The 19,000-nt window shown below is 58.1% G+C and carries 16 protein-coding genes; 8 read left to right on the plus strand and 8 right to left on the minus strand.

Annotation, left to right across the window (positions count from 1 at the left end):
- Positions 1-32: 32 nt before the first annotated feature.
- The gene (locus tag HU731_RS21560; protein WP_186609251.1) at positions 33-1,163 is read right to left on the minus strand and encodes an OpgC family protein; all 1,131 of its coding nucleotides are present in this window, start codon (positions 1,161-1,163) and stop codon (positions 33-35) included.
- A 215-nt stretch (positions 1,164-1,378) separates the two neighbouring features.
- Between HU731_RS21560 and HU731_RS21565 the strand changes: the two genes are divergently transcribed.
- Genes HU731_RS21565 through HU731_RS21575 form a run of 3 tightly spaced genes read left to right on the plus strand, consistent with a single transcriptional unit; the run spans position 1,379 to position 4,249 of the window.
- Positions 1,379-1,753 (plus strand): GtrA family protein, encoded by a 375-nt coding sequence (locus HU731_RS21565; protein WP_186609253.1) that lies wholly within the window; start codon positions 1,379-1,381, stop codon positions 1,751-1,753.
- Entirely contained in the window at positions 1,750-2,697 is a 948-nt protein-coding gene (locus HU731_RS21570; RefSeq protein WP_186609255.1) for a glycosyltransferase family 2 protein, read from the plus strand. The genes HU731_RS21565 and HU731_RS21570 overlap by 4 nt, the downstream gene beginning before the upstream one ends.
- On the plus strand, positions 2,684-4,249 hold the full coding sequence (locus tag HU731_RS21575; RefSeq protein ID WP_186609257.1) for a glycosyltransferase family 39 protein: 1,566 nt from the start codon (positions 2,684-2,686) through the stop codon (positions 4,247-4,249). The genes HU731_RS21570 and HU731_RS21575 overlap by 14 nt, the downstream gene beginning before the upstream one ends.
- Before the next feature lie 225 nt (positions 4,250-4,474).
- Here the strand turns inward: HU731_RS21575 and HU731_RS21580 are convergent, their stop codons facing one another.
- The 3 genes from HU731_RS21580 to HU731_RS21590 form a co-directional block, all read right to left on the minus strand.
- Positions 4,475-6,724: a glycoside hydrolase family 3 N-terminal domain-containing protein gene (locus HU731_RS21580; protein WP_186609262.1), complete on the minus strand. Its 2,250-nt coding sequence runs from the start codon at positions 6,722-6,724 to the stop codon at positions 4,475-4,477.
- Between the two features lie 111 nt (positions 6,725-6,835).
- The gene (locus tag HU731_RS21585; RefSeq protein ID WP_186609263.1) at positions 6,836-7,120 is read right to left on the minus strand and encodes a putative quinol monooxygenase; all 285 of its coding nucleotides are present in this window, start codon (positions 7,118-7,120) and stop codon (positions 6,836-6,838) included.
- 12 nt (positions 7,121-7,132) lie between these two features.
- Positions 7,133-8,752: an FMN-binding glutamate synthase family protein gene (locus tag HU731_RS21590; RefSeq protein WP_044274709.1), complete on the minus strand. Its 1,620-nt coding sequence runs from the start codon at positions 8,750-8,752 to the stop codon at positions 7,133-7,135.
- 389 nt (positions 8,753-9,141) lie between these two features.
- Here HU731_RS21590 and HU731_RS21595 point away from each other — a divergent pair, with 389 nt between their 5' ends.
- Together HU731_RS21595 and HU731_RS21600 are read left to right on the plus strand one after the other, a co-directional pair.
- Positions 9,142-9,891 (plus strand): hypothetical protein, encoded by a 750-nt coding sequence (locus HU731_RS21595; protein ID WP_225931501.1) that lies wholly within the window; start codon positions 9,142-9,144, stop codon positions 9,889-9,891.
- A 284-nt stretch (positions 9,892-10,175) separates the two neighbouring features.
- A complete protein-coding gene (locus tag HU731_RS21600) occupies positions 10,176-10,448 on the plus strand; it encodes a type B 50S ribosomal protein L31 (protein ID WP_003188912.1) in 273 nt (90 codons plus the stop codon).
- A 20-nt stretch (positions 10,449-10,468) separates the two neighbouring features.
- On the opposite strand, the gene HU731_RS21605 is transcribed toward HU731_RS21600, so the two are convergent.
- The 4 genes from HU731_RS21605 to HU731_RS21620 are packed head-to-tail and all read right to left on the minus strand — an operon-like array spanning position 10,469 to position 16,533.
- Positions 10,469-11,848 (minus strand): ATP-binding protein, encoded by a 1,380-nt coding sequence (locus tag HU731_RS21605; RefSeq protein WP_186609264.1) that lies wholly within the window; start codon positions 11,846-11,848, stop codon positions 10,469-10,471.
- Positions 11,845-13,662 (minus strand): DAHL domain-containing sensor histidine kinase, encoded by a 1,818-nt coding sequence (locus tag HU731_RS21610; protein WP_186609266.1) that lies wholly within the window; start codon positions 13,660-13,662, stop codon positions 11,845-11,847. The genes HU731_RS21605 and HU731_RS21610 overlap by 4 nt, the downstream gene beginning before the upstream one ends.
- Positions 13,659-14,624, minus strand: coding sequence for a cytochrome-c peroxidase (locus HU731_RS21615; protein WP_186609268.1), 966 nt, complete (start codon positions 14,622-14,624; stop codon positions 13,659-13,661). Before HU731_RS21615 ends, HU731_RS21610 begins: the two co-directional genes overlap by 4 nt.
- A gap of 25 nt (positions 14,625-14,649) precedes the next feature.
- On the minus strand, positions 14,650-16,533 hold the full coding sequence (locus HU731_RS21620; RefSeq protein WP_186609270.1) for a putative bifunctional diguanylate cyclase/phosphodiesterase: 1,884 nt from the start codon (positions 16,531-16,533) through the stop codon (positions 14,650-14,652).
- 199 nt (positions 16,534-16,732) lie between these two features.
- Here HU731_RS21620 and nosR point away from each other — a divergent pair, with 199 nt between their 5' ends.
- Genes nosR through HU731_RS21635 form a run of 3 tightly spaced genes read left to right on the plus strand, consistent with a single transcriptional unit; the run spans position 16,733 to position 18,959 of the window.
- The gene (nosR, locus tag HU731_RS21625; RefSeq protein ID WP_186609272.1) at positions 16,733-18,046 is read left to right on the plus strand and encodes a response regulator c-di-GMP phosphodiesterase, NosR family; all 1,314 of its coding nucleotides are present in this window, start codon (positions 16,733-16,735) and stop codon (positions 18,044-18,046) included.
- On the plus strand, positions 18,043-18,456 hold the full coding sequence (locus tag HU731_RS21630; RefSeq protein ID WP_186609274.1) for an NUDIX hydrolase: 414 nt from the start codon (positions 18,043-18,045) through the stop codon (positions 18,454-18,456). Before nosR ends, HU731_RS21630 begins: the two co-directional genes overlap by 4 nt.
- Positions 18,453-18,959 carry a GNAT family N-acetyltransferase gene (locus tag HU731_RS21635; RefSeq protein WP_186609276.1) on the plus strand — a complete coding sequence of 169 codons (507 nt, stop codon included), beginning with the start codon at positions 18,453-18,455 and terminating at the stop codon, positions 18,957-18,959. Before HU731_RS21630 ends, HU731_RS21635 begins: the two co-directional genes overlap by 4 nt.
- Positions 18,960-19,000: the final 41 nt, after the last annotated feature.

Here is a 19,000-nt window from a genome sequence, read left to right on the forward strand (position 1 = left end):
GGAACCATCCCGGCGTCCAGCGGCGTCGCTAACTATGTAGTCGCGACGACGGCGCGGCTGATGTAGCGTTGGTCCAGGCGCTTGTTCAGGTCCAGCCATGCCGCCAATACGCCCATCAGCACAGCGCCGGCCAAGGCCGTGGATAACTTGATCGCCACGCTGTCGCCGGCCATGGCATTGAGCATGTCGGCCAATGGCGCCAGCACCACACCCAGGCAAAATACCTCCAGGGAGTAACGCCCCATCCGCGCCAGTTGCAGGGCCAGCCACTGCTGTGTCCAGCCGACGTCGGGCAGTAATTTGGCGGTGACGTAGGCCAGGGCCAGGAAGTGCAGCAGGCGCACCGGCGACAGGTCGGTCTTGCTGATGGGGTACAGCCATTCGCCAATCACGCGCGGCATCCAGGCGTCATGCACCTCGGGCCAGCGCCACGACAGGGTAATCACGCAAGTAACCAGCACGTAGAGCGCAGCGGCCAGGAACACGGGCTGGCGCAGCAACGGGCGCGCTTGGGCGGGGCCAGGTGAGCGCAACGCGGCTGCGCCGCCGAGGATGAACAGGCATTGCCAGGTGATGGGGTTGAAGTACCACACCCCGCCGTTGCTCGCTGGCAAGTTCCAGCCTTGCCAGGGCGCCAGCAGGTACACCGCCACCGAGATCGCCACCATTACGTTGGGCACATACACCAGCAGCGGCAGGGTGAGCGGCAGGCTCAGAATCAGCACGATGTACAAGGGCAACGGGTCGGTGAGGTTGGGCTTGAAGCGCAGCAGCAGTTCATCCTGCAAGGCCTGCTGGGTATTGGTGAGGAAATATTCCAGGCCCATTTCCTGCACCAGGTCGCGGGTCTCGATATGGCTGTTGGCGAAAATCACGATGCCCATCAACAGCGCCAACAGGAAAATATGCGCCACGTAGAGCGTCCACACCCGACGCAGGATTTTCAGGCAGGCAATGAAATAGCCATCGCGCTGCAGAATCTTGCCGTAGGCCAGCACGGCTGCGTAGCCGGCCAGGAACACGAAGATTTCCGCGGCGTCACTGAACCCGAAGTTCTGCACGGTGACATTGGCCAGGGGGTTGTGGGGCACGTGATCCCAGAAAATGAAGATCAACGCCAGGCCCCGAAAAAAATCGATGCGCGGGTCGCGTCCGTTCAGCATGGCAGCGGGCTCTTGAACAAGTAGTTGAATGACGATAGGTGAGCGCGGGCGTCGCCGCACGTCGGGCGGGCGCAGGTTGGCGGTATTTGTAAGCAATTGCAAAGGCTGGGTATTGCTGAATGTCTCAATTGCGCTTGGGGCGTACCTGTCAAGGTTGACAGTAGACGGCGTTGGGCGGTCGTGGCTTGCTTGGCGTAGCCGCACAGGACTGAAACATGACTCGACTCTGGAAAGGATTCTCCAGCTACACGCTGATCGGTATCGCCAATACGGTGATCCATTGGCAGCTGTTTTTCATGTTCCGGGCAGGGTTTGAGTTGAATCAGGCGCTGAGTAATTTGCTGGCGTTCTGTGTGGCAGCCTCCTTCTCGTTTTACATCAATGCCCTCTTTACGTTTGATAGCCCCGTTTCCTGGGGCCGCTACTTGATGTTCATGACCTGCATGGGTGGCTTGAGCCTGGCTGTGGGATGGTTGGGCGACCATCTGCGTATGCCAGGGGTTATCACTGTGCTGGTGTTTTCGCTGGTCAGCCTGGTGTGCGGTTTTTTGCTGTCGCGCTGGGTGGTGTTTCGCGAGCGTGGACAATGAAAATCTCGCTGGTGGTGCCGCTGTTCAACGAGGAACAAACGGTGCGCGCGTTTTACCGCGCGATTCGGCATGAGCCCTTGTTGCGCGAGCATGCGGTCGAAATTGTGTTTATCAACGACGGCAGTACCGACCGCACCGCCGAACATGCCCAGGCGCTTGCCATGGCCGACAGCGACGTGATGCTTATTAATTTCTCACGTAATTTCGGCAAGGAAGCTGCCTTGTTCGCGGGGCTGGAATATGCCACGGGCGACGCGGTGGTGCCCATGGATGTGGACTTGCAAGACCCGGTCGAGGTAGTGCCCCAGCTGGTCGCCGAATGGCAAAAAGGGGCCGATGTGGTGTTGGCCAAGCGCAGGGATCGAACCAGCGACGGCTACCTCAAGCGCCACAGCGCATCCCTGTTTTATCGCCTGCTCAATCGTATCGCCTACACCCATATCGAGGAAAACGTCGGTGACTTCCGGTTGATGGACCGCAAGGTGGTCGACGTGATCAAGACCCTGCCCGAGCAGCAGTTATTCATGAAAGGCGTGTTGTCCTGGGCAGGGTTCACGGTTGCCATCGTTGAATACGACCGCGCGCCCAGAGCGGCGGGGCAGAGCAAGTTCAATGGTTGGAAACTGTGGAACCTGGCGCTGGATGGCATCACGTCGTTCAGCACGTTGCCGCTGCGGTTATGGAGCTATATAGGGGGATTTATTTCGCTGGTGGCGTTGATGTATGCGGGTTTTTTGATTGTTGACAAAGTGTTGTTTGGAAATGATGTGCCGGGGTATCCGTCGTTGATGACGGCTATTTTGTTTTTGGGAGGGGTACAACTGATTGGGATCGGGATATTGGGGGAGTACGTAGGACGGATTTATATGGAGGCGAAGCATCGGCCGCGGTATGTGATTGAAAACATAGTGAAGGTAAGTGAGGTATTTGATGAGCTCATCTGAAAGCAGCGGACGTAATATTTATAATAGCCTGATGAAAGGTGCGTTGTGGAAGAGTTCATTGGTTTGGTTTGTCGTTTTTTTTGTTGCGGCGATTGCTCGGTTCTATAATCTGACGACAACAGGTATATGGCTGGATGAAGCCTTTAGTGTATTGCTGAGCGTGAAGTCGGTTTCTGAGATTTTATTCCATACTGCACGAGATGTTCATCCGCCACTTTATTATTTGATACTGCATGGGTGGATCAATATTTTTGGTGAAGGTGTGTTTTCAGTTCGTAGTTTAAGTTTGTTTTTTGGTATGGCTTCGGTTGTGTTGGGTATATGGTTAGCTCGATTGTTGATGTCGCAGCGAGCTGTAATAGTGGCTGGTGTGCTTCTGGCGATTTTTCCGGGTGCCGTTCGTTACAGTCAGGAAGTTCGTATGTATTCACTCTTGGGTGCGCTGATGTTGGGCGCTACAATTGCGTTTGTTTATTGGCTAAGGCAGCCAGAAAATAAACGTATATTGCTGGTGTATACTGGTTTGATGGTTGCTGGACTCTATACTCATTATTTTGCGGTTTTGTGTATATTTTCTCATTGGATTTATTTGGTTTTGCAGTCCACGTGGCGTTCAGTGCGGTATAAATATATAAAGAACAGCGGTTGGTGGCTGGCCAATATTATGATTGTATTATGTTTTTTACCTTGGGTGCCAAGTCTTCTGAATCAAATGAGATACTCTGCGGTCGATTGGGTGCCAGAAGTGAGTGTCGATAAGGTCGTCGATTTAGTTGGGGTCTTTCTCCATTATAGCGAGGGTGCTTCACTACCTGATTGGATGATTTACGGTCTGGCGTTAATGGTGTGGGCGGGGTCGATAGCCATTTGGGTAATGGACAAAAGTGTTGGTAGAAATAGCGTGTTATTAGTTGTCTATGTGTGGTGTCCAGTGGTAGTCATTGCATTGGTGTCATTGATTCATCCTATGTTTTATCCGCGGTATTTGTTTTTTGCCATGCTTGCGCTGCCTCTTGTGATAGCTGTAATGCTTGATCGTCTGTTGGGGCGAAGCAATATGGCTTTTGGTGTTGGTGTTCTACTATTCGTGGTCGTTGAGTTGCTGGGCCTGGGGCATGTGTATAACAAGCTTTGCGAAGAGTGTTGGGAGAACAACCAACTTGGGGAGTCGGCTGAGTATGTCAATAGCACTGCGCAGCCGGGTGACGGTGTGTTGGTGTTGCAGTCTTTTATGTATTTATCGATGGTCTATTACAATCGTTTACAGCGCCTGCCCATGGAGTACACGCCGCCCCATACAGATGGAAGCTCTGGGCGCCCTAACGGATATCAAATTTCCACGTTGCTTCAAGACAAAGCCGACGAGGTTTATGTGGAAAATCTCGAGTCTTTAAGGACCGAGTCAGGTCGACTCTGGTTGGTTGATGAGCAGGGTGGTGGTACCTTGACACTTAAAATTCCCAAGCATTGGAAACTGCTCAGTACCCAACGGATAGGTAAAGATAAAGTGCAGCTTGTCGCCATCTGTCCTGTGGCCGATAGTTGTCTGTAACGTCTTTAATCCTGAAGTTGAGTATTAAGGGGAGTGGGTTTGAATGGTGCCGTTTCCGGCGCCTGTTCATGTTGACTAAAATTATCCGCCCGCGCCATCTGCCACATGAACGAATAGAACTTGCTGTTCACTTCACCCCGTGAGTAAGTCGCCGAGCTTTAAGAGCACAGGCGACTACGTGAACAGCTTGGTCTCCATCACCCACATCGGCACTTGTAGGTATATTCAGTGGGGCAACGCCCTTGAGACAGACTGCCCCGCAATAGGCAACCCGCGCGTATCGCTCACCTCGAAATGCGCCTGGTTGGTAGTCGTCGAATCCGGCCCAACGAAGACGGTAAAACTGCCGGCCTCGACCTTCGGCGAAAACTGCTCGTCGAGCAAGGCAAAGTCCTGTTGGCCCAGGGTAAAGCTGACGCTGCGGCTTTCGCCCGGTGCTAAATGAATTTTGCGAAAACCCCGTAACCGGCGCACTGGTCGAGTGACGCTGGCAATATCATCGCGCAGGTACAACTGGACGATTTCATCACCGGCGCGTTTACCGGTATTGGTGACGGTGACTTCAACCTCCAGCGTCTGGGTGGAGGTCAGTCGAGGGCTACTCAGGCGAGGAGAGGAGTAGACGAACGAGGTGTAGCTCAGGCCGAAGCCAAACGGATACAGGGGTGTCCAGGGCACATCAATGTAGGCGGAAGCGTAACTGCCATCACCGCTGGGTGGGCGCCCGGTATTTTTATGAGCGTAGTAAATCGGTATCTGGCCCACATGACGTGGGAACGTCATTGGCAGCTTGCCGCTGGGGTTAACGTCACCAAAGAGCACATCGGCCACGGCATTCCCGGTCTCGCTGCCCAGGAACCAGGTTTCGAGCAAGGCAGGCGCTTGTTGGACTGACTCATCGAGCACCAGCGGGCGGCCGTTCATCAGGACGATGACCAGCGGCTTTCCTGTGTTTAGCAACGTGCTTAGCAGCGCATTCTGCCCACCCGGCAGGCCGAGTTCGGCGCGACTATGGGCTTCGCCGCTCTGTTCTGCGGTTTCTCCGAGCACGGCGATGAGCAGGTCGCTTTCACGCGCCGTGCGTTCGACCTGCTTGATATCCTGCAGATGCGGGTTGCTGGGCGAGGCGCCGGGCAGATAAACAATCTCGCTGCCGGGTGCGACTGCATTGCGCAGTCCTTGCAGCACTGTGACGGACTCTTCGGCGCGTCCGGCTCCGGCCCATGGGCCGATCGTGGCGCTGGCGTCCGAAGCGAGGCTGCCGACAACCAAGACCTTGCCCGGTTGTTTGGAAAGCGGCAGCAATGGGCCGCTGTTCTTCAGTAAGACGATGGATTTCTGCGCCGCTTCTCTAGCCAGGGCGCGGTATTGGGGCGTGAGCTGGCTGGCCCGCTCGCGGGCTTCGTCGCTGTACCGATAGGGGTCATCGAACAGCCCTAGGCGTTGCTTCGTCTTGAGTACGCGACGCACGGCGTCGTCCACGCTTTTGCGCGACACATGACCGTTGCGCACCAGCGTCGGCAGGTGTTGGCGATAGGATTGACTGGCCATCTCGATATCCACCCCAGCAGTGAACGCCAGCCGTGCGGTGTCGGCCGCCGTGGCGGCAATGCCTTGTGGGCCCAGTTCCCAGACAGCATTGAAATCACTGACCAGCAAGCCGGTAAACCCCCATTGTTTGCGCAACAGACCGGTCAGCAGGGCGGTATGGCTGTGCATGGGAATGCCGGCCAACTCGTTGAAGGACGGCATGATTGCATCGACACCGGCCGCGACGGCGGCCTGGAAAGGAGGTAAGTACACTTCTCTCAAGGTACGTTCCGACAGGTCGGCAACGTTATAGTCTCGACCGCCTTCGGCAGCGCCGTAGGCCACGAAATGTTTTGCCGTCGCAAGCATCGAAGAGACATCAGGGGCACCTGCGCCCTGAAAGCCATGCACGAAGGCAGCAGCCAGTGCAGAACCCAGAAACGGATCTTCACCTGCGCCTTCCACCACGCGCCCCCAGCGCGGGTCACGGGTAACATCGACCATGGGCGCAAAGGTCCAATGCACGCCACTGGCGGTGGCTTCTACGGCTGCTGCGCGTGCGGTTCGTTGTGTCAGGTCCGGGTCCCAGGCCGAGGCTTGCGCCAATGGCACTGGAAACACCGTCCGAAAACCGTGCAGTACGTCATAGGCGAATAACAAGGGGATATGCAGGCGAGAGCCGTTGACCACTTGTTCTTGCAACTGGCGGGTCTGTTGCGCGGTACTCGCCCCCAGTACCGACCCCACCAGGGTGACGGGCATCTGTGTTTGCGTGCCTTGATCAATGACGGGGCCGGTGGGCGTAGCCTGGATGCCAAGTTGGCTGAGCTGGCCAATTTTTTCTTCAAGGGTCATTTGCGCCAGCAAGCGTTCAACCGGATCGTCTTGGGCTAGCGCCAGTAGCGGGAGGCAGGCGAGCAGCAATGAAGCAATATGTATAGGCATGGTTCACCCGTCCATGGGTAGGGTTGATGCCTTGAAGTGTTTTGCATCAGAGCAAAATCATCTACTGTCAGAATTGACAGTGCGTACCCGTTTCAGACAAGCGGGGCATTCTCAGAAAGCGTCCATCAGCAAGACCCTGCACGGTTTGGCCTGATACGCATTGATCTGCGGTACCAAACGGGTGAAGTGCTCGGTCTGGCAATGCGCGTCCAGCGCCGCCTGATCGGGCCACTGTTCGATAAAGACGAAGTGCCCGGGGGCCTTTTGATCGACGAACAGATCGTAGGCGATGCACAGCGGTTCCTGGCGAGTTTTTTCCACCAGTTCGGCGTACCACGGGCGCACGGTTTCCAGATGTTCGGGCTTGATAAAGTCTTCAGCGATGACTTTCAACATGCTAGGTGTCCTTTAGGCCGCAGCGATTTCATGGGGCTCAAAGCTATCCGCCCGCGCCATCTGCCACATCCGCGAATAAAACTCGCCGTTCACCTCCCCAGTGAGCAACTCGCCGGGCTTCAAGAACACATGCAGCTGCGAAAACAACTTGATCTCCGTCGCCGACATGCGCCGTACCAAGTGCTTGGCCGACAATTGCGACGGATGCTCCAGACCTGCGGCAGCGAGCATTTCTGCCAGGGCGTGCAGGGTGTTGCGGTGGAAGTTGAATACGCGCTGGGCCTTGTCCGGCACCACCAGGGCGCGTTGACGCAGCGGGTCTTGAGTCGCCACGCCGGTCGGGCATTTGTTGGTGTGGCATGACTGAGACTGAATACAGCCGATGGCGAACATAAAGCCGCGTGCCGAGTTGGCCCAGTCGGCGCCGATGGCCAGGACGCTGGCGATGTCGAAGGCGCTGACGATCTTGCCGCTGGCGCCGAGCTTGATCTTGTCGCGCAGGTTCAGGCCCACCAGGGTGTTGTGCACGAACAGCAGGCCCTCACGCAGCGGCACGCCGATATGGTCGGTGAACTCCACCGGCGCGGCGCCGGTGCCGCCTTCCTTGCCGTCGACCACGATAAAGTCCGGGAGGATGCCAGTTTCGAGCATGGCCTTGGCGATGCCCATGAATTCCCATGGGTGGCCCAAGCAGAACTTGAAGCCCACTGGTTTGCCACCGGACAGTTCACGCAACTGGGCGATGAATTGCATCAGCTCGATTGGCGTGGAAAACGCGCTGTGGCGCGACGGCGAGATGCAGTCTTCACCCATCATGATGCCGCGGGTGTCGGCGATTTCCTGGGTGACCTTGTGCTTGGGCAGAATTCCGCCATGGCCGGGCTTGGCGCCTTGGCTCATCTTGATTTCGATCATGCGCACTTGCGGGTTCTGGGCCTGCACGGCGAAGCGTTCGGGGTCGAAACGGCCGTCACTGGTGCGGCAGCCGAAGTAACCACTGCCCAGTTCCCAGGTGAGGTCGCCGCCGTTTTCGCGATGGTAGGGGCTGATGCTGCCTTCGCCGGTGTCGTGGGCAAAGTTGCCGAGCTTGGCGCCGTGGTTGAGTGCGCGGATCGCATTGGCGCTCAACGAGCCGAAGCTCATCGCCGAGATATTGAACACCGACGCCGAGTACGGCTGCGTGCACTGCGGGCCGCCGACCATCACGCGAAAGCTGCTGGGGTCGCTCAGTGGCGCAGGGCGCATGGAGTGGCCGATAAATTCGAAGCCTGACTGGTACACGTCGATCAGGGTGCCGAAGGGTTTGTCTGCTGTTTCGTTTTTAGCCCGCGAATACACCAGCGAGCGCTGGGCGCGAGAGAAGGGCAGGGCGTCGCTGTCGGACTCCAGCAGGTACTGGCGGATCTCCGGGCGGATGGTTTCCACCAAGTAGCGGATATTGCCCAGGATCGGGTAGTTACGGCGCACTGCGTGAGGCGTTTGCAGCAGGTCGAAAATGCCGATCAGGCTGAGTACACCGGTGACTATCGTAATAGGCCACAGCCATTCATGTTCGATAAAGGGGAGGCTGGCGAGGGTGAAAATGACGCACACAGCAAAGAAGGCGTAGCGGCTTAACAAGGACAGGCTCATACGGTTTCCTTGGGTTCGGACTCTTCAGGTCGATTGCCCATTCTGCACCTGTCGTTAAAGCACGGACAAGGATTGATCGCCCAGTCGCCTTTTTATACCTCGGCTTATTTGTACAGACAAAAATATCTATCAGCTTGATAGAGGAACGTATTACGCCCCCGACACCATTCATTGGGCGTCTGGTTATTACCGGGCATTGAGAAAGTAAGGACACTTTTATCAAGAGGGAATTTATAACGATATAAGCGAGTGACGTGCATATGACAATAACAGCATCGGTATCGAATGGTTTTTATAGTGCCTCGGCCTCTATCCCTTCCTACCCCCACTGGAGCAAAAGCCAGTTAACCAGCTCGCAACGGGAGCAAATCGCTCAAGAGCATAAACGCATGCAAGGCATTGAGAGGCCTGAGCAGGATGTGAGCCGAAAGCCGGAATTCGCCACAGGCCGTCCACCGGGTGATACCCGCACCGCCGAGCAAATTATCGAAGACAATCCGATCCTCAAAAACCTCGGTCATCAGAAAGACATCAATCGTTCATTGGCTTATCAACAGCTGGGTGATTGGACGAGCAATAACAAAGACCCTGAAGCACGAGCGGATGCCGCCTTCAACGTTGCACGGGTGCTCAACTATATCGATACGTCCTTATCGGCTGACGGCGAACATCGAGGCAAAGCCCATGGCAATGGCGACCTTGAAGGAATCACCCGTAGCGGCGATGCCCGGCGCGGAACTCCGGCTGGTATGTGGAAAGATTTTACGGAGCAGGGTTATTCCGCCTTGCGCGACGATCACCGCCTGGACAGTACCAGCGATACCCATGTCAAGGCCGACGGCACCAACAAAGATAATCTGCAGTGGGCTGCTAGCGCAGCTGGAAAGAGAACCTGGTTTATCCCGGGGCTCAGCAATATTCTTCTGGGGATCGGCGATTCAGACCCGGGGGTGGAGGGGGCCATCAAGGGGGCCAAGGCTGGTTTTGACAAAACCCGAGCCGATGGGTTTGATCAAGCACTCGACAGTGCTGTGAAGGGGGATATCTTGGGCGCCCTACAAGGGTATGCCAGTGCTGTGAACAAAAATGAGGCCACGCCGGAATTGGTCAAGACTGTGTTGAATAAGGCGGGCAGCTAAGATCGGAGGGGAGACAGGTTTGGTTCTTGGAAAGGGATTTCCAGCAAGCCCCATAAGGCCATAAATATCTATAGAAGATCTCGGCCCGGCAGGTAGGCATGAGTAGGCTGTCCGGCCGCCTTCGCGAGCAAGCCCGCTCCCACAGTTTGATCGCGGGGCGTGACGCAATACCTATGAGCAAAGAATGGCGCAAACTATTCTTATTGCAATAGGTTCTCGTTTGGCTGCTTGATCTTGTGTTACTGTATAACAAATCAACCGCACCCAGACGCCCCGGAGGCCTCATGAAAGCTGGTATCCACCCCGACTACCGCACCGTGCTGTTCCACGACACTGCCGCCGACGTGTTCTTCCTCATCGGCTCCACCGCCGACAGTGATCGCACTCATAAACACAGCGACGGTAACACCTACCCCTACATCCCGCTGGACGTCTCCAGCGCCTCGCACCCGGTCTACACCGGCCAGCAGCGCAAGACCCAGGCCGAAGGCCGGATTGCTGGGTTCAACAAGCGCTTTGCCTCGTTCGGGTCGAGCCCGAAAAAAGCGGATGAATGAGCATGATTCGGCGGCGTGTCCTACGCCGCCGTCTGCCGAATCGGCAGTACCACCCGAAACCTCGTACCCTTGCCCAGCTCACTGCTGACGCTGATATCGCCACGGTGTTTCTTGACGATCCCGTAGGACAACGACAACCCCAACCCCGTACCTTCGCCCACCGGCTTGGTGGTGAAGAACGGGTCGAAAATCTTCTGCACGGTGTCTGGGGCAATCCCACAGCCGTTGTCTGCGACTTCCAGCCACACGTTTTCGCCTTCCACCCCGTTGCTGATGGTAATGGTGCCGCGCTCAGGGCCCATGGCTTGTGCCGCGTTGATCACCAGGTTCATCACCACCTGGTTGAGTTGGGAGGCCAGGCATTCGATTTCCGGCAGCGGCGCGTAGTGCTTGACCACATCGGCCTTGTACTTGAGTTCGCTGGCGACGATGTTCAGCGTCGAATCGATGCCTTGCTGCAGGTTGGCGAATTGCCAGGTCTGGTCGTTATCCACCCGTGAGAAGTTCTTCAGGTCTTTGACGATCTGCACCACACGGCCGATGCCGTCCTTGGACTCGCGGATCAGGATCGGAATGTCGTCCTTGAGAAAGTCCAGGTCCAACTCGCTGCGCAATGCCGCGAGTGGGTCGCGATGTTCTGGCTCAGCAATATGCGCTTCGCTGCGCTGGTAAGCATCGAGCATCTGTTGCAGCTGTTTGAAGTAGCCGTCGAGGGTGCTGAGGTTGGAGGAAATAAAGCCCACCGGGTTGTTGATCTCATGGGCGACGCCGGCCGCGAGTTGCCCCAGTGAGGCGAGTTTTTCCGACTGCACCAGTTGGCTTTCCAGATGCTTGCGCTCTTCAATTTCCAGTTGCAGCGCTTGGGTGCGCTCTTCCACCAACTGCTCCAACTGTGAGGTTTGCAGGCAGGCGCGGCGGGCCATGTCCCATTTATTGGCCAGGGTGTTGGCCATTTGCTGGACTTCGATGTTGTCGAACGGTTTTTTCAGGATCAGCAGGCGGTCGTGGGCGTGCAGGCGAAACAGCAGGTCATCCCAGGAATAGTCCGAGTAGGCGGTGCACACCACCACTTGCAAGTCGGGGGCCACTTTCCACAGTTCTTCAATGGTCTTGGCGCCGTCCCAGCCCTGGGGCATGCGCATGTCGACGAAGGCCAACGCATAGGGGCGCTGTTGCGCCATGGCGGTGGTCAGCAAGGCCAGGCCTTCCTCGCCGCCGTAAGCGCCGTGCAGCTCGAACGCCTGGGCTTGAGGTTTGGCGGCGTCGCCAAACAGTGCCGACTCCATCTCATCCAGCGCTTCGGTCGAGGCTTCGTCGGGCATCAGGATCTTGCGAAAATCCTCATGAATGGACGGTGTGTCATCGATCAGCAGGATGCGCCGGTTGGGAGGTTGGTTCATGAGGGGCTTCCGGCAAGGGTCATGGGGATGGTCAAGGTGAAGACGGCGCCAAGGCCCGGCCCGTCGCTGTGGGCACTGAGCTGGCCGTTCATTTCTACGGCGGCCAGGGCGCAGCTGTGCAGGCCGAAGCCGTGGCCTTCCTTGCGGGTGGTAAAACCGTGGGTGAAGATGCGTGCCATGTTCTCGGGCGGTATGCCTTCGCCATCGTCCTTCACGCTGATCTTCAGGGTCTGGTCGCCTACCGATTCCACCGCCAGGGTGATCTGCCGTGGCCGCTCAGACAGTTTGTCCATGGCGTATTTGGCGTTGCTGATCAGGTTGACCATGATCAGTAGCAACCGGTGCTTGTCCCCCAGAATCTCCGGCACCGGCTCGTACGCCTTGACCACCGTGACATGGTGACGGCTCAGCGCGCCGGCGTTCATGCGCAGGGCGTCGTCCATCAAGGCGCTGATATTGACCGGCTCCAGCAAGGTAGACGCACCCGCATAGGATTGCTGGGTCGAGACGATGTCCTTGATGTGGTCCACGCTTTTGCTCAACTGCGCCAGCTCATCGCTCATGCCTTGCTGTTCGATGGCAATCGCTTCGACCAACTGGTTGAGATAGCCCGGCAGCAATTTGCCTTTTTCATCCTCGGTGAGGAAGGTGCCCAGGTCGCCTGGGTGGGCGTTGATCAACTGCATGGCCTTGCCCAGGCCGAGCGCCTTGCTGGCGCGCAGCTTGCGGCTGACCAGGTCGGCGGAGATATTCACACTGTTGAGCACGTTACCGACGTTGTGCAGCACGTTGGTGGCGATTTCCGCCATGCCGGCCTGGCGGGCACTGTCCATCAGCTCGCTCTGGGCGTCCTTGAGCTGTTGCGTGCGCCGTTCCACCCGTTGCTCCAGGGTTTCGTTGGCGGCCTGCAACGCGCGGTTGACGCGGTTGATCTCGGCAAAACTGCGCAGCAGGCGCACCGCCAGGTACAGCAACAGCAGCATCAGCAGTGTCGAGAAAATCAGCATATAGCGATGATATTGATGATCAACGAGGTCCGCGGCCTGCTGGTCCCGGTTGAGGTGCGTGGTCAGATCATCCAGACGCTCTGCCACCGGCACGGCGGCAATCCGTTCGAGCAGCCCATTGACCACCGGCTGTTCGCGCAGGATCAGTGAAATGTGATTGCTCAGAACCTCCACCGCGGCCTGAAACTCACTGGGCAGGCTCTCTTTGTTCACCGCCAGTTTGCCCAGGCCCACCAGGATGTCGGCGGCACGCTCGTCGCTGGTGACCTGGGCGAACTCCAGGCTGCTGAGCAGCAGGTCGTAGGTGTCGGTGGCCACGCTTTGCAGTTGCAGCCGGCCTTCATCGCCCATCAGGTTGAACTGGGCCTGGATGTCATCCTCAGCGGTCGGCAAGAAGGCCAGTGAGTTGCGTAGCACTGCATTATGGGATTTGAACTGGTCTACCAACCGGGCTTTATCCTGAATCGCCGCCTGGTAGGCTGCTCGAGCCGTCTGCCATTGGCTCAGGTCTTCGGGGCCGTGGTACGTAGCGCTGTTGTCCAGGCTGGCCCATAGCTGGGTCATTTCCGCGAGTGGCGTGACCAGCGGGTCGTAATTGTGGGTAATCGCGATGCGCGCCTTGAGCACCTCGCTGTCCCATTGGGCATTGAGCTGCTTGAGATGACGAATCAGGTCTCGTGACTGGGTATAGCTGGCGATCTGGTCCCGAGAAGATTTGAGGTATAGAAACACCAGTGTCGAGGCCAGGAACAAGGTCATGAGGCCTAGCAGTATCTGGCTGGTGCGCCGGCGTGAAATTCGTCTCATAGCGGCTTGCCCGCCCATTCGCCGGTCAGGGTCTTGAGAAACTGGATAATCAGGTCCTTGTCTTCCTGGGACGGGTTGCGCCCCAACTGGTACTTGAACATCACGTCAACCGCCTCTTCAAGGGTCCTGGCCGAGGCGTCGTGGAAGTACGGCGCCGTGACGGCCACATTGCGCAGGCTGGGCACCTTGAACACATGGCGGTCCTCTTCATCCTGGGTCAGCAGGTAGCGCCCCAGATCCGATTCCAGCGGGTTGCCGCGGGCCTTGAAGTAATCGCCCATCACGCCGAACTTCTGGAACATGTTGCCGCCAATGTTCACGCCCTGGTGACAGGCGATGCAGCCGTAATCCTTGAAGCGTTGGTAACCGTATTTTTCCTGGCGGGTCAGGATATCGGTGTTGCCCAGCAAGTATTGGTCAAACCGCGAGTTGGGTGTCAGCAGCGTGCGCTCGTAGGTGGCCAGGGCGTTTTGCACATTGGAAGCGGTGACGCCATCGGGGTAGGCCTGTTTGAACGCGTTCTGGTAAGCGGGCAGGGCGGAGAGGTTGCGCACCACGGTATTCCAGTCGCTGCCCATTTCCACCGGGCTGATCACCACCTGCTCGACCTGGGCCTCCAACGTGTCCACCCGACCGTTCCAGAACTGTTTGAAATTAAGGCTGGCGTTGAACACAGAAGGGGTATTGATCTGCACCGGCTTGCCGTCAAAGCCAATGGAGAACGGCTTGTTGTCGGCGCCGCCGCTGGTCAGTGGGTGACAGCTGGCGCAGGACAAGGTGTTGTTGACCGACAAGCGCGGCTCATTGAACAGCTGGCGACCCAACTCAACCTTGGCCGGGTCTAGTACGGGAACCGCCGGCAAGGGCTTGAGCGCTTCGTTCAGCGGCGCGGCTGCGAGCGGTGCGGTGCCCAGGCATAACGCGAACATCAGGCCAGAACGGTGGTTTACGACGTTGCTCAAGCGAGCACTCCTTGCAGGCCTAGGGCTATTTATTTTCTTGATCGGGCATCAGTGTCGCGCAATCCGTTTGCAGCAACTGCACAAAATCTTTCGAAGGCAGCGCCTTGCTGAATAGAAAGCCCTGGCCCTCTTCACACTGCTGGGCTTTGAGGAAATTCAGTTGGTCGATGGTTTCCACGCCTTCGGCAATGATGTTCAGCTCCAGGCTCTTGCCCATGCCGATGATAGCGCTGATCAGCTGTTCGTCCTGGCTATTGATGCGCAGGCCGCGCACGAAAGATTGGTCGATCTTCAGCACGTCGATGGGAAAGCGTCGCAGGTAGCTGAGGCTGGAATAGCCGGTGCCAAAATCATCCAAGGCCAGGCGGATGCCCATGGCCTTGATTTTTTGCAGGGTTTCCACGGTTTCGTCGACGTTCTGCATCAGCACGCTTTCGGTGATTTCCAGTTCCAGTTGGGTGGGCGGCAGGCCGGTGTCCTTGAGGATGGCGGCCAGGTTGTCGACGAAGTCTCGTTGGCGAAAGTCGATCGCCGAAATGTTCACCGACATGCGCAAGGGCGCCAGGCCCATCTCGCGCCAGGCTTGGGCTTGTGCGCAGGCTTGGCGCAGTACCCACTGAGTCAGGCGCACGATCAGGCCGCTGTCTTCGGCCACCGGAATAAACTCCGCCGGGCTGACCCAACCCGACTGCGGTTGAAACCAGCGAGTCAGCGCTTCCGCGCCGACGATGCGCCCGGACTCCAACGCCAGCTTGGGTTGGTAATGCAGCACAAACTCATCGCGGTCCAGCGCCTGGCGTATCGCGCTTTCCAGGTTTTGCTGGTGCTGGGCGCGCAGGTTCATGTCTTCGGTGTAAAAGCTGAAATCCCCCGGGCCGCGTTCTTTGCTGGTGCGCATCGCGGTTTCAGCGTGCTTGAGCAAGCCCACGGCGTTGTCGCTGTCATTGGGGTAAATACTGATGCCCAGGCTGGCGCTCACACTCAGGTCATGCCCCGCGACATGGCGAGTCGCGCTGACGGCATTGAGTACCTTTTGCGCAATGTGCTGGGTTTGCTGGGGATGCTGGATATCGTTGAGCAGCACCACGAACTCGTCGGAGCCATAACGAAACACCGAGTCCGAGGCCCGTATCGCCGCCACCAGGCTCAGGCTCACCTGCGCAAGCACCTCATCGCCTGCCGGATAGCCCAGGGCGTTGTTGATGCGCTTGAAGCGGTCAAGCCCCAGAAACATCACCGCCAGTTGCGTGTCGTGCCGCCGGCTCAAGGCGATCGCCTGGGTCAGTCGGTCGCCGAGCAAGGTGCTGTTGGGCAACTCGGTCAGTGCGTCGTATTGCAATAAATGCGAGACCTTGAGCAGCTCCTGCACGCGTTCCTCGATGGTGCGCTCCAGGCTGATCACCTTGAGGGCCGCATCCTGGGCCAGCTGCCATTTCCAGGTCAGCGCGCTGGCCATCTGGCGGATTTCCAGGTGGTCGAAGGGCTTTTTCAGGATCAGCAGTTGGTCGTTGTATTTCAGGCGCGCTTCGATGGCCTCGAAGGAATAATCGGAATAGGCCGTGCAGAGGGCGATTTGCAGGTTGGGGTCCACCTCCCACAGCTGTTCGATGGTGTGCAGGCCGTCCCAGCCAGGGGGCATGCGCATGTCGATAAACACCATGGCGTAGGGTGAGTGGGCGTCCAGGGCTTTCTTGACCAGTGCCAAGGCTTCCTGGCCCTGGTAGGCGGAATCCAGGTCAAACGCCTGGCGCACCGGCGCCGTGGTGCCGAACAGGGCGGACTCCAGAGTATCGAGGGAGGGCTCGCCGTGCTCGTCGGCACAGAGGATCTTGCGAAAATCCTGGTGGATCGAAGCGGTGTCGTCGACGATCAGGATGCGCCGGTTGGCCCGGCCCGATTCCGTCTTCATGGCGCACTCGGCACATGCAAAAGGCTTGATGGCATGACAATTCCTTCCCTGGTTCTACAACTGAACGGGGCGCGAGTATGCAATGCAGCATAGTTGAGTTCCCTTGATATCGACGGCCAGTTGGCGTCAAATCAATCGCGCTTTGTATTGCGCGGATTCAATTTAGCTTAACTTCGTTTAATTTGAAGGCAGAGTCGCCATGGATGAACAACTCGCTACGAAGTCCGCTGTTTTGCTGGTCGACGATGAAGAGTCGATCCTAAACAGCCTGCGCCGCCTGTTGCGCGGCCAGCCCTATGACGTGGTATTGGCCACCAGCGGCGCCCAGGCGCTGGAGATCATGGCGACCCGGCCCGTCGATCTGGTGATGAGCGATGCGCGCATGCCCGGCATGGACGGCGCCACGCTGCTGGCCGAGGTTCACCGCTTGTATCCCGCCACCAGCCGTATCCTGCTCACCGGTTACGCCGACCTCACCACCATCATCAAGGCGATCAACGACGGGCAGATCCACCGCTACATCAGCAAACCCTGGAATGACGAGGAGTTGCAGCTGGTGTTGCAGCAAACCCTCGAGCACCAACGGCTTGAACGCCTGGCCCGAGACCAGACCGAACAGCTCAAGCTGCTCAACGCCACCCTGGAAAAGCGCGTGGCGGCGCGTACCGCCGAATTACAACAAACCGCCGACATGCTCGACCTGGCCTACGACGAGCTCAAGCGCAGCTACGTGACCGGCACCGAAGTGTTTTCGCTGCTGGCCAACCTGCGCTTGCCCAAAGACAAACAGACCAACCGCGCGTTGATCGAGTTGATCCGCGTGTACTGCGCCGCCCAGTCCATGGACGAAGCCAGCACCCGCGACCTGACCATGGCCGCCGCGTTGTACAACATCGGCAAGTTGAGCTGGACCGACAGCATGATGGTTGCACCGTCGGACAAACTGCATAGCACCGACCGTGGCTTGTACCGTGAGTATCCGGGGCAGAGCGAGTCGCTGCTGATGACCCTGGAGCCGATGAAGGACGCGGCGCGGATCATTCGTCATCACCAGGAACGCTGGGACGGCACGGGATTTCCCGACCACCTCAAGGGCGATACCATCCCGCCCGGTTCACGGCTGCTGAAGCTGGCGGTGGACTTTATCGAATTGCAAAAAGGCCTGATCCTGGAGCGGCACCTCAACAGCGACGAAGCGCTGTTGTATATCCGCAAGTACGCCGGGCGCCTGTATGACCCGGCGTTGGTGGAAGATTTTGTGCAAGCCTGCGCAACCTTCCTCAGCGACGTGACCCTGGGCGATCCTACGGTCAAAGTCCTCACCACCCGTGAGCTTGAGGCCGGTATGGTGCTGGCCCGCAACCTCAACGCCGATAACGGCATGCTGCTGCTCAATGCCGGCAAGGTGCTGAACTTGCCGCTGGTGGACAAGTTGATCGCGTTCGAAGCGATGGAAGGCGCCAAGTACAGCGTATTTATCAAACAACCCGAAGAGACCTCGATTCTTTCATGAATGATTCAACCATCCGCATCGCCGCCGCCATCCTCATTGATCCAGCCGGCCAGACCCTGCTGGTGCGCAAGCGCGGTACCCAGGCGTTCATGCAACCTGGCGGCAAGATCGACGCGGGCGAACAACCTGTCCAGGCGTTGGCCCGTGAGCTGTATGAAGAGCTGAACCTGCACATCAAGGTAGAGGACGCCAGATACCTCGGCCAATTCTCGGCGCCTGCCGCCAACGAGCCAGGCTTCACCGTGCAGGCCGAGCTGTTCCAGGTGCAGATCGACGTTGCGGTGACGCCAGCGGCGGAAATCGAAGAAATCCGCTGGATCGACCCCACCGGCGATGGCGGCCTGCCATTGGCGCCGCTGACCCGCGATACGATCCTGCCGCTCTACCGCGCTTCGCTGATCGACGCATGATCATTCGCCCCCTGGAGGCTCACGACGCGCCTGCTTACCGGGCGTTGATGCTGCAGGCCTATGGCGCTTACCCCCAGGCGTTCACCTCCAGCGTGGCCGAGCGTGCTTTGATGCCCTTGAGCTGGTGGGAAAAACGCCTCGGCAGCCCGCTGGACCGGCTGTTTGGCGCCTTCGACGGCGATCAGCTGGCGGGTATTGTCGGGCTTGCATTCGAGCCGCGGGAAAAGGCCCGGCATAAGGTCACCTTGTTCGGCATGTACGTGACCGAGGCTTATCAACAGCAGGGGCTTGGGCGGCAACTGGTGCAAGCCGCACTGGAAGAAGCCCGCCGCCACCCGCGCCTCAAACTGATCCAACTGACCGTCACCGCCGGCAATGACGCCGCCTTTGCGCTCTACCAGCGCTGCGGTTTCATTCAATACGGCCTCGAGCCACTGGCCGTGCGGGTTGGCGTCGACTACTTCGACAAGATCCACATGTGGCGTGAATTGCAGATTGACTAATTGTCCGATCGCTCCTACGCGCGGGAACGATCGGGCACTGT

This window comes from Pseudomonas salmasensis (assembly GCF_014268375.2).
Taxonomy (GTDB): domain Bacteria; phylum Pseudomonadota; class Gammaproteobacteria; order Pseudomonadales; family Pseudomonadaceae; genus Aquipseudomonas; species Aquipseudomonas salmasensis.

Bases quoted from the DNA above. Each gene is read 5' to 3' on its own strand.
- HU731_RS21560 (WP_186609251.1), bottom strand. From the start codon at position 1,163: ATGCTGAACGGACGCGACCCGCGCATCGATTTTTTTCGGGGCCTGGCG.
- HU731_RS21565 (WP_186609253.1), top strand. From the start codon at position 1,379: ATGACTCGACTCTGGAAAGGATTCTCCAGCTACACGCTGATCGGTATC.
- HU731_RS21570 (WP_186609255.1), top strand. From the start codon at position 1,750: ATGAAAATCTCGCTGGTGGTGCCGCTGTTCAACGAGGAACAAACGGTG.
- HU731_RS21575 (WP_186609257.1), top strand. From the start codon at position 2,684: ATGAGCTCATCTGAAAGCAGCGGACGTAATATTTATAATAGCCTGATG.
- HU731_RS21580 (WP_186609262.1), bottom strand. From the start codon at position 6,724: ATGCCTATACATATTGCTTCATTGCTGCTCGCCTGCCTCCCGCTACTG.
- HU731_RS21585 (WP_186609263.1), bottom strand. From the start codon at position 7,120: ATGTTGAAAGTCATCGCTGAAGACTTTATCAAGCCCGAACATCTGGAA.
- HU731_RS21590 (WP_044274709.1), bottom strand. From the start codon at position 8,752: ATGAGCCTGTCCTTGTTAAGCCGCTACGCCTTCTTTGCTGTGTGCGTC.
- HU731_RS21595 (WP_225931501.1), top strand. From the start codon at position 9,142: ATGCAAGGCATTGAGAGGCCTGAGCAGGATGTGAGCCGAAAGCCGGAA.
- HU731_RS21600 (WP_003188912.1), top strand. From the start codon at position 10,176: ATGAAAGCTGGTATCCACCCCGACTACCGCACCGTGCTGTTCCACGAC.
- HU731_RS21605 (WP_186609264.1), bottom strand. From the start codon at position 11,848: ATGAACCAACCTCCCAACCGGCGCATCCTGCTGATCGATGACACACCG.
- HU731_RS21610 (WP_186609266.1), bottom strand. From the start codon at position 13,662: ATGAGACGAATTTCACGCCGGCGCACCAGCCAGATACTGCTAGGCCTC.
- HU731_RS21620 (WP_186609270.1), bottom strand. From the start codon at position 16,533: ATGAAGACGGAATCGGGCCGGGCCAACCGGCGCATCCTGATCGTCGAC.
- nosR (WP_186609272.1), top strand. From the start codon at position 16,733: ATGGATGAACAACTCGCTACGAAGTCCGCTGTTTTGCTGGTCGACGAT.
- HU731_RS21630 (WP_186609274.1), top strand. From the start codon at position 18,043: ATGAATGATTCAACCATCCGCATCGCCGCCGCCATCCTCATTGATCCA.
- HU731_RS21635 (WP_186609276.1), top strand. From the start codon at position 18,453: ATGATCATTCGCCCCCTGGAGGCTCACGACGCGCCTGCTTACCGGGCG.